Genomic DNA, 17621 nt, shown 5'->3' on the forward strand with positions numbered 1-17621 from the left:
TTTGTGTTTTATACAGAAATAGTTGAATTCGACTCTTGTATGATATATATTTTAATTAAATGATAGTATTATCTATCAAAAAAAACGGAGGCGATTCATATGATGATTCAACAAACGTTAGGTCAGATTCAAATATCCGATGAAGTCATCTCCAAAATGGTCGGTAAAATAACAGGGGCTACCCGTGAAATTTCTTCCATGTCGGCTGGATTGGTTGAAAGTATCAGCAAAATATGGAGTGGCCGTAGCCAGCAGAACGGCATTGTCATTCGCAGAGTAGACAATAGCGTGGAGATTAACGTGAAAATTATTGTTCATTACGGCAATAAAGTACACGAGGTTTGCAGAGAGTTGCAGCAAAAGGTCATTGACCAGGTTGAACATCTTACTGGGGTATCCATTCAAGCGGTGAACGTTTTTGTAGACGGCATTACATCCGAACCGAATTACGCCAAAGCATAACGTATAAAACTAAAGATTCGAACAAGCGACCATAACAACACATGAGGAGTGATCACCATGAGCCAAATATCTATTCAAAAAGCAAACCCGCAAACCGCCGTCGGAGGAAAACTAACGGAAATGGCGCTTGATTACATGAAGTATTCGCTGGCGGGTTCCCGAGAGCCAGCAGTTATAGATAATACCTTCCAAAAGTTGTGGAAGGCTCGAAATAATCGGTTTAGTCACGAGTACGCTTATGAAGCGGTTCGGGAGGGGAAAACACTAGGCATGTTGATCTGTTATCCAACGACACTGATGAATAAGCTGGCATGGCCGACGTTCTCACAGCTGTTTGATATACACAAATGGAAGCTGATCGGATACAATCTGCGTAACTGGAAAGAGTTTTATACGATGGTCACGCTAAAAGAAGGAGAGAAGGATGAATTTCACATCGGCACTATAGCCGCTTTACCCGAAAGCAGAGGGCTTGGGATCGGAACAGAACTGATCCGGCATGCGGAGAAACAGGGAGTTTTGCAAGGTTTCGCAAAGTCATCCTTAACCGTCAAACAGGAGAATGCAGGCGCGATCAAGCTTTATGAACGTCTGGGGTACAACATAGTGGGCGTCATCAACAAACCTGCTGTATCCATGTATCGAATGTCAAAAGCACTTATCTGAATGAAGTGATCTCATATGGTATAGTAGAATGAGTTGTTATTTAATATGACTACGACGTTAACACGATACCAAATGAGGTGTAATCCATGTATCAATATAAGGATCAGGAATATGAGGGCGTTCACTTTGAGGGACGAGATTTGCGTTACGGCGAGCTAGTTAGCTGTGTGTTCAAACATTGCACGTTCATGAATGCCTCCATGGAAGAAGTTGAAACAAGTCATTGCCGTTTCATTGAGTGTGATTTCAAAGGGGCATCCATGAATGGTTCCATACATACGGAGTCTGCGTTTGAGAATTGCCTGTTTGGGGGTGCCAACCTGTTTGCTTCCAAATTTACAGCTTGCAAGATGACGGGATCGGATTTTTCCGGTGCCCAGATGGACGGCATTACACTTGTCAAAGGAGATTGGTCTTATACCAATCTGAGACATACGCGACTTGGAAAACAGGATTTGCGGGGTATTCGTTTTTTTGAAGCGGATCTAGCTGAATCCGATTTAAGCAAAGCGGATTTGCGTGATTGTGACCTCACGAGAGTATCCATGAGTAAGGTGAAGCTACAGGGTGCGGATTTGCGGGGGGCCATTTTGGATGGCATTGATCTGAAATCTCTAGATCTGAAAGGGGTGCGCATGGACCGCGAACAGGCCGTTCTCATTGCGCGTTCCTATGGTGCGAAAGTGGATTAGCTTGACCTCTAATTGCAAATTTCCATCATCACTTTTGATTAATTCAGAAAAAGAACCAAAGTCATGTACCTATGACCAAAATAAAAAGTAATAGTCTATTCGTTCCGAGGTGCCGTTTGTGATGAAAAATGAGAAGTTAACATTTAAGCAAAATCGAATGCTTGCCATTCTGGATGAAGCCACAAAATTACTTATAGAGAAGCCCAATGCGTCGATGAATGACATTGCTGAAGCTGCAAACATCGGAATTGCCACATTACATCGATATGTGGAGAGCCGTGAGCAACTGATGATTCACTTGGCGATGCGTGCAATTGATGTTGTTAACGAGACGTTACAGCACGTCAAGCTGGACGAGGAGCAGGCTGAAAAGTATTTCCCAGAGCTGATTGAGGCGCTAATTCCACTCGGGGATAAAATTTATTTTCTGGCTCACGATGCAACCGTCAACTATAATGCCGAGATCGAAGGGGCCGATCAGAAACTGAGACAACCGGTGCTTCATGCCATTGGTGTCCTTCAAGAGAAAGGGTTTTTTCGTTCGGATGTGGACAAAACGTGGATTGTAGAGGTTCTGTATTCGATCCTCTTCTTGACGTGGCAGCAAGTGATCCGTGGCAATATCGCCAGAAATGCTGCACCTGCGCTCGTCGTGGACACGTTCTATCACGGGTTTGTTGCGAAATGAGCGGATCAATCGGAATGAACTTCGACAAAACCTGGAATACGTTGTTGCGTAGTTTGAGTAAATAAAAGGCACAAAACAAGCCGCAGATTATTCTGCGGCTTGTTTTATTTCCACATAGAGCAGCACAAATGCAGACACACCTACTTAATAAGTAGCAACATTTATTTTTAACACCGGTGGAATGCACCGATCCATTGCGCTTAACTATGTTCTACGTGTTTAATTTACAGTGCAATCTTTGCTTTTAACTGCTCAGATGCTGGCATGAGAGGCAGACGCAGCTGTGCAGAAGCGATAATGCCTTGCTGTGCAAGCAGATGTTTCAGCATGGCAGGCGCAGGCTCTTCGAAGAGATTTTTAATGAACGGAAGCAACTGCGTATAGAGACGGTAGGCATCTTCTTTTTCACCAGCCACAAAACGGTTATACACTTCCAGAAACCGCTCTGGATTAATACTGGCCGATGCCATCATGCCGCCGGCTGCACCTCTCGTTAACATATCAAAGAAGAAGGTATCATCTCCACACAAAATGGGCTTCGAGCCGCAACGTACCAGCTCGGTCATGAGGTCGAGGTTATTTGTGCTATCCTTAAGACCGATAACTCCATCGATATTCATAATTTTTTTCATCATATCTATAGAAACTCTAACCCCTGTACGGGCTGGGATTTCGTACACCATCACGGGGATGCCCACGCTGGCAGCCATGCGGAAGTGCTCGTAAATGCCCTCTTCCGTTGGTCTGTTATAGTATGGCGTAACGACAAGAACAGCATCGGCTCCGAGTGCGGCAGCTTTCTTGGTTCTCGCCACCGTTGAAGCGGTATCATTCGTTCCGGTTCCAACCATAATGGGTACGGAGGAGTTGATGCTGCTCAGTGTTTCCTTCGCGGCCTTCACAAGCTGTTCCACTTCATCCCATGTCACGGTAGGTGACTCTCCAGTCGTACCATTAATCACCAAGCCATGAATGCCACTGTTTACCATAACTTTGATGTAGTTTTGAAACGAAGGAAGATCAAGTTCGCGTTCTTTGGTGAAAGGTGTGATTACAGGTATATAAATACCTTGAATCTGTTGTTCGGTTAACATCGTATAACCCCCAAATGTATGTTGGAATTCCGTTTCATTCACTTTACCATGGGAAAACGTATCATAGTTAGCTATAATAGATGATAGGTGTTATCAATAATTTCGATGATGTGAGGGAATAAATGATGGATTTGAATTATTTTCAAACCTTTCGTGAGGTGGCATTGAGGCAAAGCTTTACCAAAGCGGCCGAAGAGCTTGGCTACGCCCAGTCAAGTGTGACAACCCAGATTCAAAAGCTGGAGAAAATTTATCAGGTCAAACTATTCGAGCGATTTAATAACAATAAAATCCGGCTTACTTCGGCTGGAGAAGAGCTATTTAAGTTGTCTGGACAGCTTCTGGAGATATTTGAACATTCTCAGGAGAAGCTGACCAAACAGGGCGGCGGATCACTTACCATTGCTACGATGGACTCGCTTGCATCTTATTATCTTCCGGTGCCCATTCAAACGACACGTAAACAATATCCCGAGCTCGGCATTCGGCTGCAGACCGATCGGGAAGATCTGATTCTACAAAAAGTCAGAGAAGGGGAGGCAGACGTCGGTCTTATTCTGGCTAATGCTTCACCGGAATCAGGATTGCAATGGATTACGATCCGCGAGGAACCGCTGGTGCTCATCGTGAATTCAGACCATCCACTTACAGCTAAATCCGAGGTTACATTGAGTGATCTGGCGGACGAAGAATGGATCATGCCGGAGGATTCGTGCAATTACAGGCAGCTGCTGGAGAAAGTACTTAGAACCAACGCTATTCCCTACAAAGTGGGACTGGAGCTGGGAAGTCCTGAGGCCATTAAACGAAGTATTATGGCTGGTCCGGGCATCTCGCTTTTACCTCGTATGATTGCCATGGATGAGATCCAAAGACAGAAGCTTACGGTACTACCTCTGGTTCATACTGATTTTACATTGGAAATTCAGTTAGTAATTCATGCCCGCAAATGGATATCACATGCACTGCAGCAATTCATTACGAATCTGGGTGCCAAAGAATCCGATTGGTTGCCTGCAAAGGCATAAAGTTAAGCAAGTAGAGGCTTATCTCATAAATGAAGAGCAACTTCTAAAAACTCTTGATCGGTTTGTCGCATTGGATGCGAGGGCCCATCGAGAGTTTTTTTTGATTTTTAAAGAGATTCAAATATTAATAGTGTTCAGAATTTAAGATTTAAAACTTTCAAAAAATGATATAAATTTCTACTAGATCCAAATAATTACCGAATTAAGACAAAGTTTGGGTGGAGGAGGACGACAGAGAACAAGTAGTTATATCAGGCACATGTTCATAATCTTGGCCAACGGGTTCCATCAATATTAACTTCATGAGGAGGAATTATATGCTTTACACCATTATTGTACCGGTCAATCAGGACTATAACATTTTGAATCTGTTTACAGACTCGCTGCTTCGAACGGTTGTTGCCTCAACGCAAATTATTTTTATCAACGACGGTTCGGGATCGGCTGTCTTTCAGCACTTGGACAAACTCAAACAAGAAGTCAGAGAAGGTGTGACCATTGACATTCTTCAGCATGACTTTCCACTTGGCTGCGCCGTATCCATTAACAGCGCCCTGAATATTGCTAAGGGAGAATACATCTTTTTCCTGGACTCCGACACGATATTACAGCCTCATTGGCAAACGATGATGAAGGAGACACTCGACACGGATATTACGATCGGTATGATCGGAGGCGTACTGTTGTATCCGCAGACTGGCGGTGTGCAGCATTGTGGTATCGCCTTTGCGGACTCGTATGGACGACATCTTTTTCTGAACGCATCCCCAGATGATATCCCGAAGGAGACGTTCTCCGTGCAGCTTGTTGTGTTTGCGATGTTTGGTATGAAACGGGAAGTATATGAGACGATTGGCGGCCTGGATGAAAAGTTTTTCAACGGATACGAAGATTTTGATTATCAGATGCGAGCCAGAGAAGCGGGTTATGACACGGTTATTAATCCTAACATTCAAGCCTATCACTGGGAACGCAGCAGCGGCATTCACCGCAATTTTAACCGCAAGAACAATCTGGCACGATTTTGGAAAAAGTGGGGAAATCAGATCGAAGCCGATGTATGGCCCTTCGTATTCAGTCATCTAAAGGAGCAATTGCATCATCAACGCGAATACGAGCATCTGCCAATGGTTGGTATCGATCTTGCCGAGGTACGCAGTGACGCGGATACGTTCTGGAGCAAGCTTGACGAGGCAGGTATCGCTCCCCTTGCCGACGTGCGAGACTACTCCAACCGCTTTAACTCGAATGGAGCCATTTGGCTACCCCAAGTATTAGGCAAGGAGTTAATTCATAGCGAAAATCGGTTGCTGTTTCTGGTGGACAACTTCACCCGATTGTTGGAGAACCGCTATTGGATCGAAATGAGACATGCCCACAGAGCCAAGGATCTAATTATCGACCTCTACGGTAACGTGATCACGATGGATCGTATCTATGATGGATGTTGGCCGGGCACGAAAGTGCGATAACTTAAGGATTCAGGTTGTCATACACACTATTAAGCCATAGGGAGGTACTTCAAAGTGAGCGATGAAAAAAGCACGCTGGATCGTGCCACAAGATTTACACAAAATCTGGAATGGCTAGAGAAGGTCAAAAAGGTGATTCCGAGTGGGTGCAGTACACTGGCCAAAGCTCCAGAGCGCTTATTTCCGGGACATACTCCGGTCTGCTGTGCGGAAGCATATCATTCCCGATTCACGGATATTGACGGTAATGAATGGCTGGATTGTGAGATGGCCATGGGCACGGTTCCTTGGGGGCACGCAAGACGAGAAATTCAGCTTACAGTCATCCATCAGTTGAAAAAAGGGACAGGATTTTCACTCCCAGCGGATATTGAACTGGAGTGTGCAGAGTTAATACTGGAGCGATTTGAGGCACGTTATCCGTCTCTGCGCTTCACCAAGAGCGGTGCAGATGCGGTAAGTGGAGCGGTGCGGCTGGCCCGTGCCGGAAGTGGTAAAAGCAAGGTCATTGCAACAGCTTACCACGGGTGGCATGACTGGTCTGCATACGGTTATTACGGCAGTCAGACCAAAGAACGAGGGATTCCGGTAGATATAGAGCGTTCCACGATTTGGGTGGACAAGCCTTCCTATACTAACATTCGGGAACAGACTTCATCTATGGAGGACATTGCCTGTATAGTCTTGTGCCCCAACGAGTGGAATAAGGAAGAACTAAAGAAGGTAGTGGATTTATGCCGCTCCTTGGACATCATTATTATCTTCGACGAGGTTACTTCGGGAATACGAATGGGCAAACAGGCGACTGCAGGAGAGTATAATATTTGGCCGGACTTGCTCTGCATCTCCAAGGGCATGGCCAATGGACTTCCGCTTGCGGCGGTATTGGGGCCAGAGCACCTCATGTCCCTTGCAGGACAGGTGCGATTTAGCAATGCGCATTCCAGCGAGACGACAGCACTTGCGGCGGCTATTGCTTGCGAAAGGCTAATTAAAAATGCCAAAGTCTGGCCCACTTGGCGTGAACCCGCTACGCGGATCATGAAACGACTGGAATCCGAACTGGTGCTGCTTGGTCTCACGGAACAATTAGCCTTAAAGGGAACCTATGCTAGCTTTTATATTCAATCCCTGGATGAGCAGAATTTTCAGACGGACCCGTTCCGGGAATTTATGGTGAAGAAAATGGCTCATTACGGCATTTTCACTAAAGGTTACTTTATTTTCTCGGATACGCATACGCGGGAGGAATTGATTTGGGTGGAGGATGCACTGCTTCAGATCTTGTCGGACTGGAAAGAAATGCAGAAGCTTGAACATCTGAAATATGCCAATCTGTAAGGAAAATAACACGAAAAATTCATTATATGACCAGGAGGAGTTCGCATGAAAGCACTCGTATATCAAGATTTGAAACAGGTGGAGCTGCAAGAGATTGAAGAGCCTAGTATTGAAAGACCGAATCAGGTCAAAGTGAAAATCTATGGATCGGGGATCTGTGGAACAGATCTGAACATTGTTAAAGGTAAAGTCCCGGCAAACAAAGGAACCGTTATCGGTCACGAGGGAGTAGGGACTGTGGTCGAGGTGGGGGATGAAGTAAGAGGCATTCGCGTAGGAGATCGGGTTCTTGTGGACCCGACTCAATCTTGCGGTCACTGCTCGTATTGTCGTGAAGGCTTGTTCGTCTACTGCGAAAATTTCGATGATTACCAGGTGGGCATGACCACACACGGAACGTTTGCCGAATACTATGTCGGAGATGAAAAATATATCTATTCGATCCCCGATTCTATGAGCTGGGAAACGGCAATGATGATTGAACCTTTGGGTTGTGTGTTGCAAACATTCATGAAAGCAGGCGTGAAGCCAAGTGACTCTGTACTCGTGCTGGGGTCAGGCGCCATTGGTTCACTGTGCCAGCTGGTGAGCAAACGACTGGCAAGACTTACGGTGGGTACTGAGATTGATCCTTATCGCAAACAATTCGCAGAAGGGATCGCTGATTATGTCTACTATCCACAGGATCTAACACGGGACAAAGTATACGAGATCAACAATAACAAAAAGTTTGATATTGTTGTCGATGCTGTAGGGAATCAGCTTCATGTCGGATTAGAGATGATTGCTAAAGGCGGCCGGATTATTCCGATGGGGTATGACGACAGTTACGAAGTGACTTTTAAATCAACCCATGTCATTAACGATGGACTCAGTATTATTGGTGCGGTAGCTGTACACTCCATGATCAGCACGGCGTTGAAATTCGCACAAAGCCTTCCTGAGCTGGAGCAGATGGTAACCGCCAAAAAATATTTGACGGATTATGAACAGGCTTTCAATGGCACCATCGGTTATGACCTCCGAAGCGGGGAGAAGCTGCCGATGAATTCGGTGAAAACCGCATTGATTCTATAATGATGTAGAGCAGAGAGAAAGAAGGGATATGGAGTGAAGCTGCTTCGGGATTTGCCGAGAAATCCGCGGTATTCCATTTTACTCGAGCCGGTGTGGGCCATTCCGGGAACGATTGTTTTGTTTTATGCTCCTTTGTATATGAAAGAGGCCGGTTTGTCTGACATTGAGATTGGCATGATTAATTCGGTGAATCTGTATTTTGCCTTCATTTTTCAACTATTCGCAGGGTCAGTGACCAACAAGCTGGGGCGTAAACGAACGACACTAATCTTTGATTTACTCGCCTGGAGTGTACCGATGTTGATCTGGGCATTTTCACAAAATTTCTGGCTGTTCCTCGTGGCTTATCTGCTCAATGCGACATCAAAGTTTGTCACGGTGTCTTTCAATTGTCTGATTATAGAAGACGTGGAAGAACACAAACGCTCCAAGGTATTCGCCATGTTGAACATGATTATTACCGGTGCGGGAGTGCTTACACCGATTGCAGGAGCTGTGATTGCGGACTTTGGTATCGTGCCTACGCTAGCAAGCATTTATTTTGTGGGCGGGCTGCTGATGACAGCGATGTTTTTTATTCGTAATCGTTACACGGAAGAGACTGAAGTTGGCAAGGAACTGATGGGCATACACAGCAAAACGCATGTATTTCGCAGCCTTGTCAACAGTCTTCGTCTGTTTGGACGGTCGTTCTACAAGCGCAGGTTATTTCCGATCATTTTAATTACGGTATTGTCCAATCTGGTTCTACAGTTGAACTTCTTTCAGGTCATCTATTTTAAGGAACAGCTAAGCTTTGGCGATCGAGTGATCTCATTTATCCCGGTTGTGACAGCGGTAACCGTCATGCTGTTATATCTGGTTATTCTTCCGCGCTTGAAGCAGAGATCGGAAGAGAAGTATGTTAGCTTCTCCATTGTGCTCAGTACCGCGGGTGCTGTGTTATTTCTTCTGATCCCAGCTGGTAATATAGCGATGCTGTTTCTTACTCTTATTGTACTTGCTGCAGGGAACTTCATTCTGCAAACGTACCGTGATTCATTACTGATGAACCGACTGGGCACACATGAGAAGGCGGATATGTTCTCGGCTGTACAGACGGTTATGACCTTAACAGCAATACCTTCCGGGTATCTGACCGGGTTGCTGTATCATTATCATCCGGTTCTTCTATTCGGCGTTATTCTTGCACTGTATATTTTGTTAATGATTATCATGTTGTTTTTACATGATCCACAGCAACGCCCCCAAGTGATTGAATCTTACGAAAATATGTAGAAGAAGGGCTTTTCTGTATGTTGCCGAATATATAAAACGGTAAAATACAGTTAACAGCACAATCCTTGGGAGGTTTGAATGATGAATGTAATGACAACGGAAGCAAGGGAGAAACTGAGCTGGATCAATGAGCCGAACAGCTGGTCATATACGGATCAAGGCGGACTCATCATAGAGGCGCAAGCCGACTCGGATTTTTTCCAAGACCCGGCAGGCAAGCATATTCGAGCGACCGCACCGTTCTTGTCGATGCCCGTGGCTGGTGATTTCGAAATGACTGCACAGCTGACGGTAGAGATGAAGCATCAATATGATTCCGGTTGTTTGATGGTGATGGTCGACGAACGTAACTGGTGCAAACTGTGTTTTGAATATGATGGTAAAGCCGCAACGATCGTATCTGTCGTTACGCGTGATGGATCATCCGATGATTGCAACTCGACAGAGGTCCCTGTGTCAGATCCTTACCTGCGTATACGAAAAGTGGAGGGATGTCTGTCCTTCTTTTATTCTCCCGATGGGGAAGAATGGAAGTTAATTCGATACTTTGGCATGCCGATGGATGGAGAGCTTCGAGCTGGAGTTGTTGCTCAGTCACCGACTGGCACGGGTTGCACTTGCCACTTTTTATCCGTAAGCATGACCCAGCCGGATTTGACTGCACGCTTCTGATCAGAAACTTGGCGCGGAGGCAGATGAAGCGATTGTTTTTGAAGATTCACCCAATGGACTAAAGGCAGCAAATGCCGCAGGTATCCGTTGTTATATCGTGCCAAACGAGGTAACACGCGGTTTGGAATTCACCATGCATGAACGGCGGTTATCCTCGCTGGCCGAGATGAAGATATAATTCCTGCATCTCTAATCTCGTATCTCATACCGCATACCTCTTTTATCTGTGAAACTTCTTGCGGAGCTCGATGGGTGAGATGCCTTCATATTTTTTGAACACGGAACCGAAATAACTGGCACTGTTAAAACCGACGGCTTTTGCGATCTCATGTGCGGTGATATCCTCTTGCTGTACAAGCATCTCCTTGGCCTTAAGCAAGCGATAGCGAACCAAGTAATCGAGTGGAGTCATATGGAACTCTTTTTTAAAAATGCGGTTCAGATGTTGCTCGGTCACATTCATCTGTTCCGCGAGTAGGGAGAGGGAGAGATCCTGTCGATAGTTTTCTTTAATAAAAGCAACAAGCTCTGTCAGACGCAGGCGAGCCTCAGAGCGCTCAACCTTGCTGTAGCGTTCACTCTCAATGGTTAAACGAACCAAAAGAGTATAGAGCAGTGTAGAACCGTGCCAGATATAATCCTTGTGACGGGACTGTAGCGCCAGTGTGATCTCACGTAACAGGAGGCCAAGTATGCCATCCGGTTTGAAGGTGCGCAGTTCCCCGATCTGCAAGGAGTGCAGGAAACGCGGCAAAATGTAGCCATTAAACGACAAACAATCAAACTGTAATGTGTTACTTGAATTGTTATAACGGTAGGGTACTTCAGGAAACAAGATAAGCGCTGTTCCTTTCCGAACAGAAAACTCAAGATCTTTGGCTGCGATTCTCCCTGTTCCGCCGATGCACTGTACAATGGTGTAATCCCGTGAATGGTCGCTCCAATCCATTAATTCATTAACGGTCAACCGGTTTTGCCCAGTAATCATGAGAGGCATATCGGGCACCAGCAGGTTTCCCATGTTAGGTTTCGGCATCGTTGAATAATTCCTCTTTTCGTTAAAAGGTCTTGTGCACAGGTAGCATGATTAGAGCATGAAAGAAACCTAAAAAGAATTATATTACATAAATGGAATTATTTTAAATGTGTTAACATTTTACATTATATTTTTTTGATAACGGTATCCGGGTGACTCAGCTTGCCAACAGAATATCAAAAAGGGTACGCTATATAGATGAATGGAAGAAGGAAAGGAATACTCGCATGAAAAAAATCATCGTAGTCGGAGCGGGAATATTAGGAGCATCAACAGCTTATCATCTAGCAAAATCAGGAGCAGAAGTTCTGCTTATCGATCGGAAAGATGCAGGGCAGGCCACTGATGCGGCTGCGGGTATTATCTGTCCTTGGTTGTCTCAGCGTCGGAATCAGGATTGGTATCAGCTAGCCAAGGCAGGTGCACGTTATTACCCTGAGCTTATAACCGAATTAAAACGTGCTGGGGAAACCGATACTGGGTATGCGCAGACAGGTGCACTCAGCATACATACCGATCAGAATAAGATTAACAAAATGGCGGAGAGGGCCAAGTTGCGTAGGGAAGATGCACCTGAAATTGGCACAATCACATGTCTCGATGAAAAAGACACGCTTGCACGTTTTCCTTTACTTGGAGAAGGTTATTCATCCGTGCACATCAGCGGTGCTGCGCGTGTGGATGGACGGGCGCTGCGTGATGCGTTGATCCGCTCTGCACAGCGGCATGGCGCTCGTCTGATTGAGGGAGAGGCCCTACTTCTCTATGAGGGCGAGAAAGTAACTGGCGCACAGGTGCAATCAGAGCGTTACATTGCGGATCGGGTGGTTGTGTGTGCTGGTGCGTGGGCGAATGAGTTGATGAAGCCACTGGGGATTCATTTTAACGTCCATTATCAGAAGGGTCAGATTGTGCATTTGCGTACTTCTAATCAGCAAAATACAGAAGAGTGGCCTGTCATCATGCCGCCTACAGATCAGTATTTACTTGCGTTTGCAGCACAGAAAATAGTCATTGGCGCCACACATGAAAATGATGTCGACGGTTACGATACACGAACTACTGCCGGAGGCATGCAAGAAGTGTTGAACAAGGGCTTAGAGCTGGCACCTGAGCTTGCAGACAGTACACTTGATGAGGTTCGTGTAGGTTTTCGCCCGTTCACCCCAGGATTTTTGCCCGTTATGGGACATGTCCCGGGATGGTCAGGTCTGATTACAGCCAATGGATTGGGGGCTTCCGGTCTAACCATGGGGCCTTACATTGGTAGTCAGCTTGCCAAATTGGCATTGGATGCAGAAACCGATATCAACATAGAAGCGTACGATGTGAGTAAAGCGATGGAGATGAAGGTTGAATAAAAAGCTGCATGAAGAGGTGCGTATATGACGTATTCACAACGTTTATCAGGCGGAGCAAGCCTGTCCGAAGTATTGTATCTGGAACAGCAGATCGATCAAATAAAAGAAGAACAGGTTGCAGCTGTTGAAAAACTGAAGCGGTATGAACAAGAATGGACTCAAACTCAGATTAATTTTGAAACCCGGGAGACAGAAGCAGACGCAGAGAACGAACAGACAAAGGTTTTACAGAAAAAGATTGCTGACGTGCAAATGCATGTGAATATGCTGTCAACTCGGCTTGAAGAGCTGGAGAACACATTGGATGAACTAGTGGATTAGGTTGTTTTCAGATGACTTGAACTGAACTTCTAAGGAGTAACTTGAGATGAAATATGAGGCGCAACGAATTTATATCAGAGCTTGGACGTTAGAAGATGCTACACTGCTTCAGGAGTTTCAGTTGGGCAATAGAGAGGAAATAGAGAGGACTTCGGCTGGTCGTCGAGATGAAGCATTTTATACTCTGGATGGACAGATCCGTCTGATTGAGAAATGGCTTGAGCTTAGAAAAGAAGGAAAACGGCATTCTTTTGGCATTTTTCTTAAAGATACAGATGAACTGGTGGGAGAAATCTCATTATTTCGAATCGAACTGAATGGTGCAGCAAAATGGGTAATTGGTTATGCAACAGATCGGCAACACCACGGTAAAGGGTATATGAGCGAAGCATTGAAACGTGTGCTTCAATATGCCAAACATGAGATGAACATTACGCAAGTTGAGGCGGGGGCTGTTCCTGACAATGCAGGCTCCATTCGTGTGCTTTTGAAAGCTGGCTTCCGGGAAAATGGCACACACGATGTACCTATTCAGGGAGTGTTGAAAAAACACACGATGTTCACGATATCCCTGACGGATGTGGAATAAGCAAAAAGCATCGAATGAAATTGCGAACTCACTAAATTAACGAACTGGCGATATAAGATGGATAACAAGTAGTATAATGTTGCCGAAGGAGAAGCATATGGCTACCATATTAGTTGCAGACGATGACGCGAATATTCGTGAGCTTGTCTGTTTGTTTTTACGAAATGACGGATTTGATACCGTAGAGGCTGTGGACGGCCATCAGGCGCTCACGCTATACAAGGAACGCTCCATTGATCTGGTGGTACTGGATATCATGATGCCGATTATGGACGGCTGGACCTTGTGCAGAGAATTGAGACAAATGAACGCAGATCTCCCCTTACTTATGTTGACAGCTAGAGGTGAGACATGGGAAAAGGTGAAAGGTTTCGAACTGGGAACGGATGATTATTTAACGAAACCATTTGATCCGTTGGAGTTAACTGTACGTGTGAAAGCTCTGCTGAAACGTTACAAGATCGGCTCCACGCACATGATACAGTTTGGGGACGTCACACTGGACCGTCAGAGTTACAAAGTTATTCTGGGAACAGAGTCGTTAACTTTGCCACTCAAGGAATTTGAATTGTTGTACAAGCTGGCCGGAACGCCGGGACAAGTCTATACGCGGGAGCAATTGATCGATCAGATCTGGGGGCTGGATTACACTGGGGATGATCGGACGGTTGATGTACATATCAAACGTTTGCGCGAACGTTTTGTGACGACTTCAGATTTTCAGATTGAAACCGTTCGTGGTCTGGGGTATCGGCTTGAGGTCAAGCATGATTAAGTCTTTGTATATCCGCGTGGTTGTGACTTTTCTGGTCTCTGTGATTGCCGGGACTGTGATTGCTTTTCTCTTATCCACCTGGATTTTTGAAGATCAGCTCAATGAGAATGCACATATTAACATACGTAACTTTGGTCAGGATGTTGTAGAGATATACAAAACGCTGCCGCTATCCGAGGCGGACACATTTGTCAACAAGATGAAGCAACTCGATTTATACTATATTCGAATGATTGAGCCGTCTGGGCAGGTTCATACGTTCGGGAAGACTATAGATCATAAACCGATTTCAGTGACGAAGGAGCAGGTTCAGAAGGTACTTGAAGGAGCCGTAGTGGAGGCGACACCGAATGGTCTTGGTACAGTTCTACTGGGATTGCCAGTCCGGACTGTTAACGGGACTCGAGCCATGTTTCTGGAGACTCTGTCACCCCCCGCTGCTGCTGCAGTGATCCAATGGGGGACGATCTTTGCTACCTCATCTCTGGCCGCCGGAAGTCTGATCATTCTGATTGCTTCCATGTTTTTGGTCAGACCAATCAAAACATTAACCCAGGCAACCAAACGTATTGCAGCGGGTGACTTCAATGTAAAGCTGAATATTAAGCAATCTAGTGAACTGGGCACACTCGCTCGTAGTTTCGAAGATATGATGAAGGATCTAAAGCAGCTGGAGCAGATGAGAAGAGAGTTTGTAGCCAACGTCTCACACGAGGTACAATCACCGCTTACTTCCATATCAGGGTATGCCCAAGCTTTGAAGAATGTAGAGTTACCGGATCAGGAACGAGGACGCTATCTCGACATTATCATCTCAGAGGCGAAACGCATGTCTAAAATGAGTGATAGCTTGCTTAAGCTCAGTATGCTGGAATCACAATCCCATCAGCTGCAACTCGCCACGCGTGATCAGGATGAACAGATCAGACGGGTTATCGTTGCATTGCAGCCTCAATGGTCTGATCGGAATATTCGCTTTGAGCTGGACTTGCAGAAGGTTCAAGTTATCGCAGATCACGATCAATTGAATCAGGTATGGACGAACATTCTGAGTAATGCGATTAAGTTTTCAGAGAATAACGGCGTAATTCACGTCAGGATGGAACGAGATGTGCGAAATGTAACGGTGCAGATATCAGATCAGGGAATTGGTATTCCTCTTGAGGATCAAAAACGTATATTTGAGCGCTTCTTCAAGGCTGATCGTTCCCACAGTCGGAAATATGATGGCAGCGGGATGGGGCTTGCGATCGTGAAACAAATTATTTCATTACATAAAGGGGATATCACGGTGGAGAGTAAAATGGGTCAAGGAACAACATTTATAGTAACCTTGCCAATTAGTCCACCGACGGCAGGATAGTCAACTTCTTTTTGTATGGTTGTTGATTCCTCATAAGATCATTCAATGCTCCAAATCTATCTTTGCTACGTTCATGTACAAGATTCCTTGTATGTGACGTAGCTTTTTTTAGTTTGTTCATGTTCTGTTCATATGGATGTCATGAGCAGTACACGATTAGTAAGTATTATTTTCTAGGAGACCGAATAATACACAGATCAAACACTCGATGAAGTGAGATCTATTGAGAAAAGTGGGGATTCTGAATGAGGTTATTTGAATTACTTTTAACGTTATCTTGTTTCGTTTTGTTAATCGATTTATTGTTTGTTACAAGAAATGCAAAGAAAACAGATATGGCTCTTGGCATTGGAAGCAGTATTTTGTTTGTGGTTCAGTTGGCAGTGGAGGGATACAGGTGGCAGATGCTTTTGATATATGGCTTAACGGGTCTGTTCATACTCATCATTCTCTTTAAGCATGCTAAAAAGAGGATGGCAATTAAAATAGGGAAACCGCTCAGATACAGTATAGCCTCTTTCATTGTTATTTTATTAGCGTTATCTGTCTGCTTGATGGTGTACTTGCCTGTCTTTCATCTGCCTAAACCTGATGGAGCAGAGAAAGTGGGGACTCAAACCTTTCACTTTACGGATTCAAGTAGAGATGAAGTCCTAACGGAGGAACAGAGTGGCAAGAGGGAGCTCATGGTTCAGATTTGGTATCCTACTGAAAATAGAGATAACAACAAGAGTGAATTTCTTTTCCCTAAAGATAAAGAGATGTTCAAGAAGTACATTCAAACATACTCTAATTCTTTAAACCTGCCTGATTTTGTGTTTGATTACTGGAAGTATAGTAAAACCAACTCCTATGAAAATGTGGAAATATTACCTTCAACAAGTCCTTATCCGGTGGTACTGTTATCCCATGGCATGGGAACCAGCAGGTTTTTACATGCATCACAGGCCGAGAATCTAGCAAGTCATGGTTATATCGTGGTAACCATCGATCATACGTATAGTACCTTTGCTACTATTTTTCCAGATGGAAGTGTAACGGATTATAGAACCAAGATGAAAACCGTTGACGAGCGTAGAAAGATCGGGAAAATATGGACACAAGACGTGGAGTTTGTAATTGATCAGATAGAAAAGCTGAATTCAGGCGCAATCGAGAGTCAATTCCAAGGAAAGATAGATTTAAATCATATGGGCGCAATGGGTCATTCGTTTGGGGGGGCTACAGCGTTTAATACCACTTATTTAGATAACAGAATTAAGGCCGGAATTAATATGGATGGGTCACTGTATGAAGTGGAGAATCGAGACGTTATTAATAAGCCGTTTATGTTCATCAGATCAGGGGTTTTCAAGGCATGGTTGGAAGAGTTTAAAAACAATACAGATCCAGATAACGAAGTGATTAAACAGCTTTCGGATGAGCTTCAAATTATGAAAAATGTAATCCATCATCAAGGAAATGTGATTTATATAGAAGGAACTCAGCATTTCAATTTTGCGGATCTGCAATTTTATTCTCCGTTGATTAAACTGACAGGCATCACGGGAGATATCAATGGTAGCAGAGGATCATTGATTGTAAACCAGTATGTACTTGATTTTTTCAATAAACATTTGAAAGGAACAGGTGGAAACCTGATCCAAGGACCAAACGACAGATATCCTGAGGTGAAATTCATAGAACCGAGGGAACTGTAACGAAGG

At 44.8% G+C, this 17621-nt stretch carries 19 protein-coding genes; 17 read left to right on the top strand and 2 right to left on the bottom strand.

What is annotated here, in order from left to right; genetic code table 11:
* Positions 1-99 precede the first annotated feature (99 nt).
* The 4 genes from ABIE27_RS13010 to ABIE27_RS13025 all read left to right on the top strand — a co-directional run bounded on the left by ABIE27_RS13010 (position 100) and on the right by ABIE27_RS13025 (position 2508).
* Positions 100-462 carry an Asp23/Gls24 family envelope stress response protein gene (locus tag ABIE27_RS13010; protein ID WP_123063597.1) on the top strand — a complete coding sequence of 121 codons (363 nt, stop codon included), beginning with the start codon at positions 100-102 and terminating at the stop codon, positions 460-462.
* Between the two features lie 57 nt (positions 463-519).
* Entirely contained in the window at positions 520-1128 is a 609-nt protein-coding gene (locus ABIE27_RS13015; RefSeq protein ID WP_429350659.1) for a GNAT family N-acetyltransferase, read from the top strand.
* An 86-nt stretch (positions 1129-1214) separates the two neighbouring features.
* Positions 1215-1820: a pentapeptide repeat-containing protein gene (locus ABIE27_RS13020; RefSeq protein ID WP_123063595.1), complete on the top strand. Its 606-nt coding sequence runs from the start codon at positions 1215-1217 to the stop codon at positions 1818-1820.
* 121 nt (positions 1821-1941) lie between these two features.
* On the top strand, positions 1942-2508 hold the full coding sequence (locus ABIE27_RS13025) for a TetR/AcrR family transcriptional regulator (RefSeq protein WP_123063594.1): 567 nt from the start codon (positions 1942-1944) through the stop codon (positions 2506-2508).
* A gap of 224 nt (positions 2509-2732) precedes the next feature.
* Here the strand turns inward: ABIE27_RS13025 and dapA are convergent, their stop codons facing one another.
* Positions 2733-3602, bottom strand: coding sequence for a 4-hydroxy-tetrahydrodipicolinate synthase (gene dapA / locus ABIE27_RS13030; RefSeq protein WP_123063593.1), 870 nt, complete (start codon positions 3600-3602; stop codon positions 2733-2735).
* Between the two features lie 125 nt (positions 3603-3727).
* Here dapA and ABIE27_RS13035 point away from each other — a divergent pair, with 125 nt between their 5' ends.
* The 7 genes from ABIE27_RS13035 (at position 3728) to ABIE27_RS13065 (ending at position 10648) form a co-directional block, all read left to right on the top strand.
* The gene (locus tag ABIE27_RS13035) at positions 3728-4630 is read left to right on the top strand and encodes a LysR family transcriptional regulator (RefSeq protein WP_123063797.1); all 903 of its coding nucleotides are present in this window, start codon (positions 3728-3730) and stop codon (positions 4628-4630) included.
* 317 nt (positions 4631-4947) lie between these two features.
* Positions 4948-6102 (top strand): glycosyltransferase family 2 protein, encoded by a 1155-nt coding sequence (locus ABIE27_RS13040; RefSeq protein ID WP_429350660.1) that lies wholly within the window; start codon positions 4948-4950, stop codon positions 6100-6102.
* Positions 6103-6156: 54 nt separating this feature from the next.
* Positions 6157-7443 carry an aminotransferase class III-fold pyridoxal phosphate-dependent enzyme gene (locus ABIE27_RS13045; protein WP_123063591.1) on the top strand — a complete coding sequence of 429 codons (1287 nt, stop codon included), beginning with the start codon at positions 6157-6159 and terminating at the stop codon, positions 7441-7443.
* A 45-nt stretch (positions 7444-7488) separates the two neighbouring features.
* Complete coding sequence (locus tag ABIE27_RS13050; protein WP_429350661.1) at positions 7489-8520, top strand: zinc-dependent alcohol dehydrogenase; 1032 nt, start codon at positions 7489-7491, stop codon at positions 8518-8520.
* A gap of 33 nt (positions 8521-8553) precedes the next feature.
* Entirely contained in the window at positions 8554-9798 is a 1245-nt protein-coding gene (locus ABIE27_RS13055) for an MFS transporter (protein ID WP_123063589.1), read from the top strand.
* 78 nt (positions 9799-9876) lie between these two features.
* Positions 9877-10470, top strand: coding sequence for a DUF1349 domain-containing protein (locus tag ABIE27_RS13060; protein ID WP_192895071.1), 594 nt, complete (start codon positions 9877-9879; stop codon positions 10468-10470).
* On the top strand, positions 10457-10648 hold the full coding sequence (locus ABIE27_RS13065; RefSeq protein ID WP_429350820.1) for an HAD-IA family hydrolase: 192 nt from the start codon (positions 10457-10459) through the stop codon (positions 10646-10648). Before ABIE27_RS13060 ends, ABIE27_RS13065 begins: the two co-directional genes overlap by 14 nt.
* Positions 10649-10690: 42 nt before the next feature.
* Here ABIE27_RS13065 and ABIE27_RS13070 read toward each other — a convergent pair whose 3' ends face one another.
* Positions 10691-11491, bottom strand: coding sequence for a helix-turn-helix domain-containing protein (locus tag ABIE27_RS13070; protein WP_429350662.1), 801 nt, complete (start codon positions 11489-11491; stop codon positions 10691-10693).
* Between the two features lie 242 nt (positions 11492-11733).
* Here ABIE27_RS13070 and ABIE27_RS13075 point away from each other — a divergent pair, with 242 nt between their 5' ends.
* The 6 genes from ABIE27_RS13075 to ABIE27_RS13100 all read left to right on the top strand — a co-directional run bounded on the left by ABIE27_RS13075 (position 11734) and on the right by ABIE27_RS13100 (position 17615).
* Positions 11734-12867 (top strand): NAD(P)/FAD-dependent oxidoreductase, encoded by a 1134-nt coding sequence (locus ABIE27_RS13075; protein ID WP_123063586.1) that lies wholly within the window; start codon positions 11734-11736, stop codon positions 12865-12867.
* A 24-nt stretch (positions 12868-12891) separates the two neighbouring features.
* A complete protein-coding gene (locus tag ABIE27_RS13080) occupies positions 12892-13188 on the top strand; it encodes a hypothetical protein (protein WP_123063585.1) in 297 nt (98 codons plus the stop codon).
* Positions 13189-13234: 46 nt separating this feature from the next.
* Positions 13235-13777: a GNAT family N-acetyltransferase gene (locus ABIE27_RS13085; RefSeq protein ID WP_123063584.1), complete on the top strand. Its 543-nt coding sequence runs from the start codon at positions 13235-13237 to the stop codon at positions 13775-13777.
* 97 nt (positions 13778-13874) lie between these two features.
* Positions 13875-14552, top strand: a complete 678-nt coding sequence (locus ABIE27_RS13090; protein ID WP_429350663.1) for a response regulator transcription factor — start codon at positions 13875-13877, stop codon at positions 14550-14552.
* On the top strand, positions 14545-15915 hold the full coding sequence (locus ABIE27_RS13095) for a sensor histidine kinase (protein ID WP_123063582.1): 1371 nt from the start codon (positions 14545-14547) through the stop codon (positions 15913-15915). Before ABIE27_RS13090 ends, ABIE27_RS13095 begins: the two co-directional genes overlap by 8 nt.
* A 245-nt stretch (positions 15916-16160) precedes the next feature.
* Complete coding sequence (locus ABIE27_RS13100; RefSeq protein WP_429350664.1) at positions 16161-17615, top strand: alpha/beta hydrolase family protein; 1455 nt, start codon at positions 16161-16163, stop codon at positions 17613-17615.
* Positions 17616-17621: the final 6 nt, after the last annotated feature.

Origin of the sequence: Paenibacillus sp. 4624, assembly GCF_050435065.1 — a bacterium.
Classification (GTDB): domain Bacteria; phylum Bacillota; class Bacilli; order Paenibacillales; family Paenibacillaceae; genus Paenibacillus; species Paenibacillus amylolyticus_D.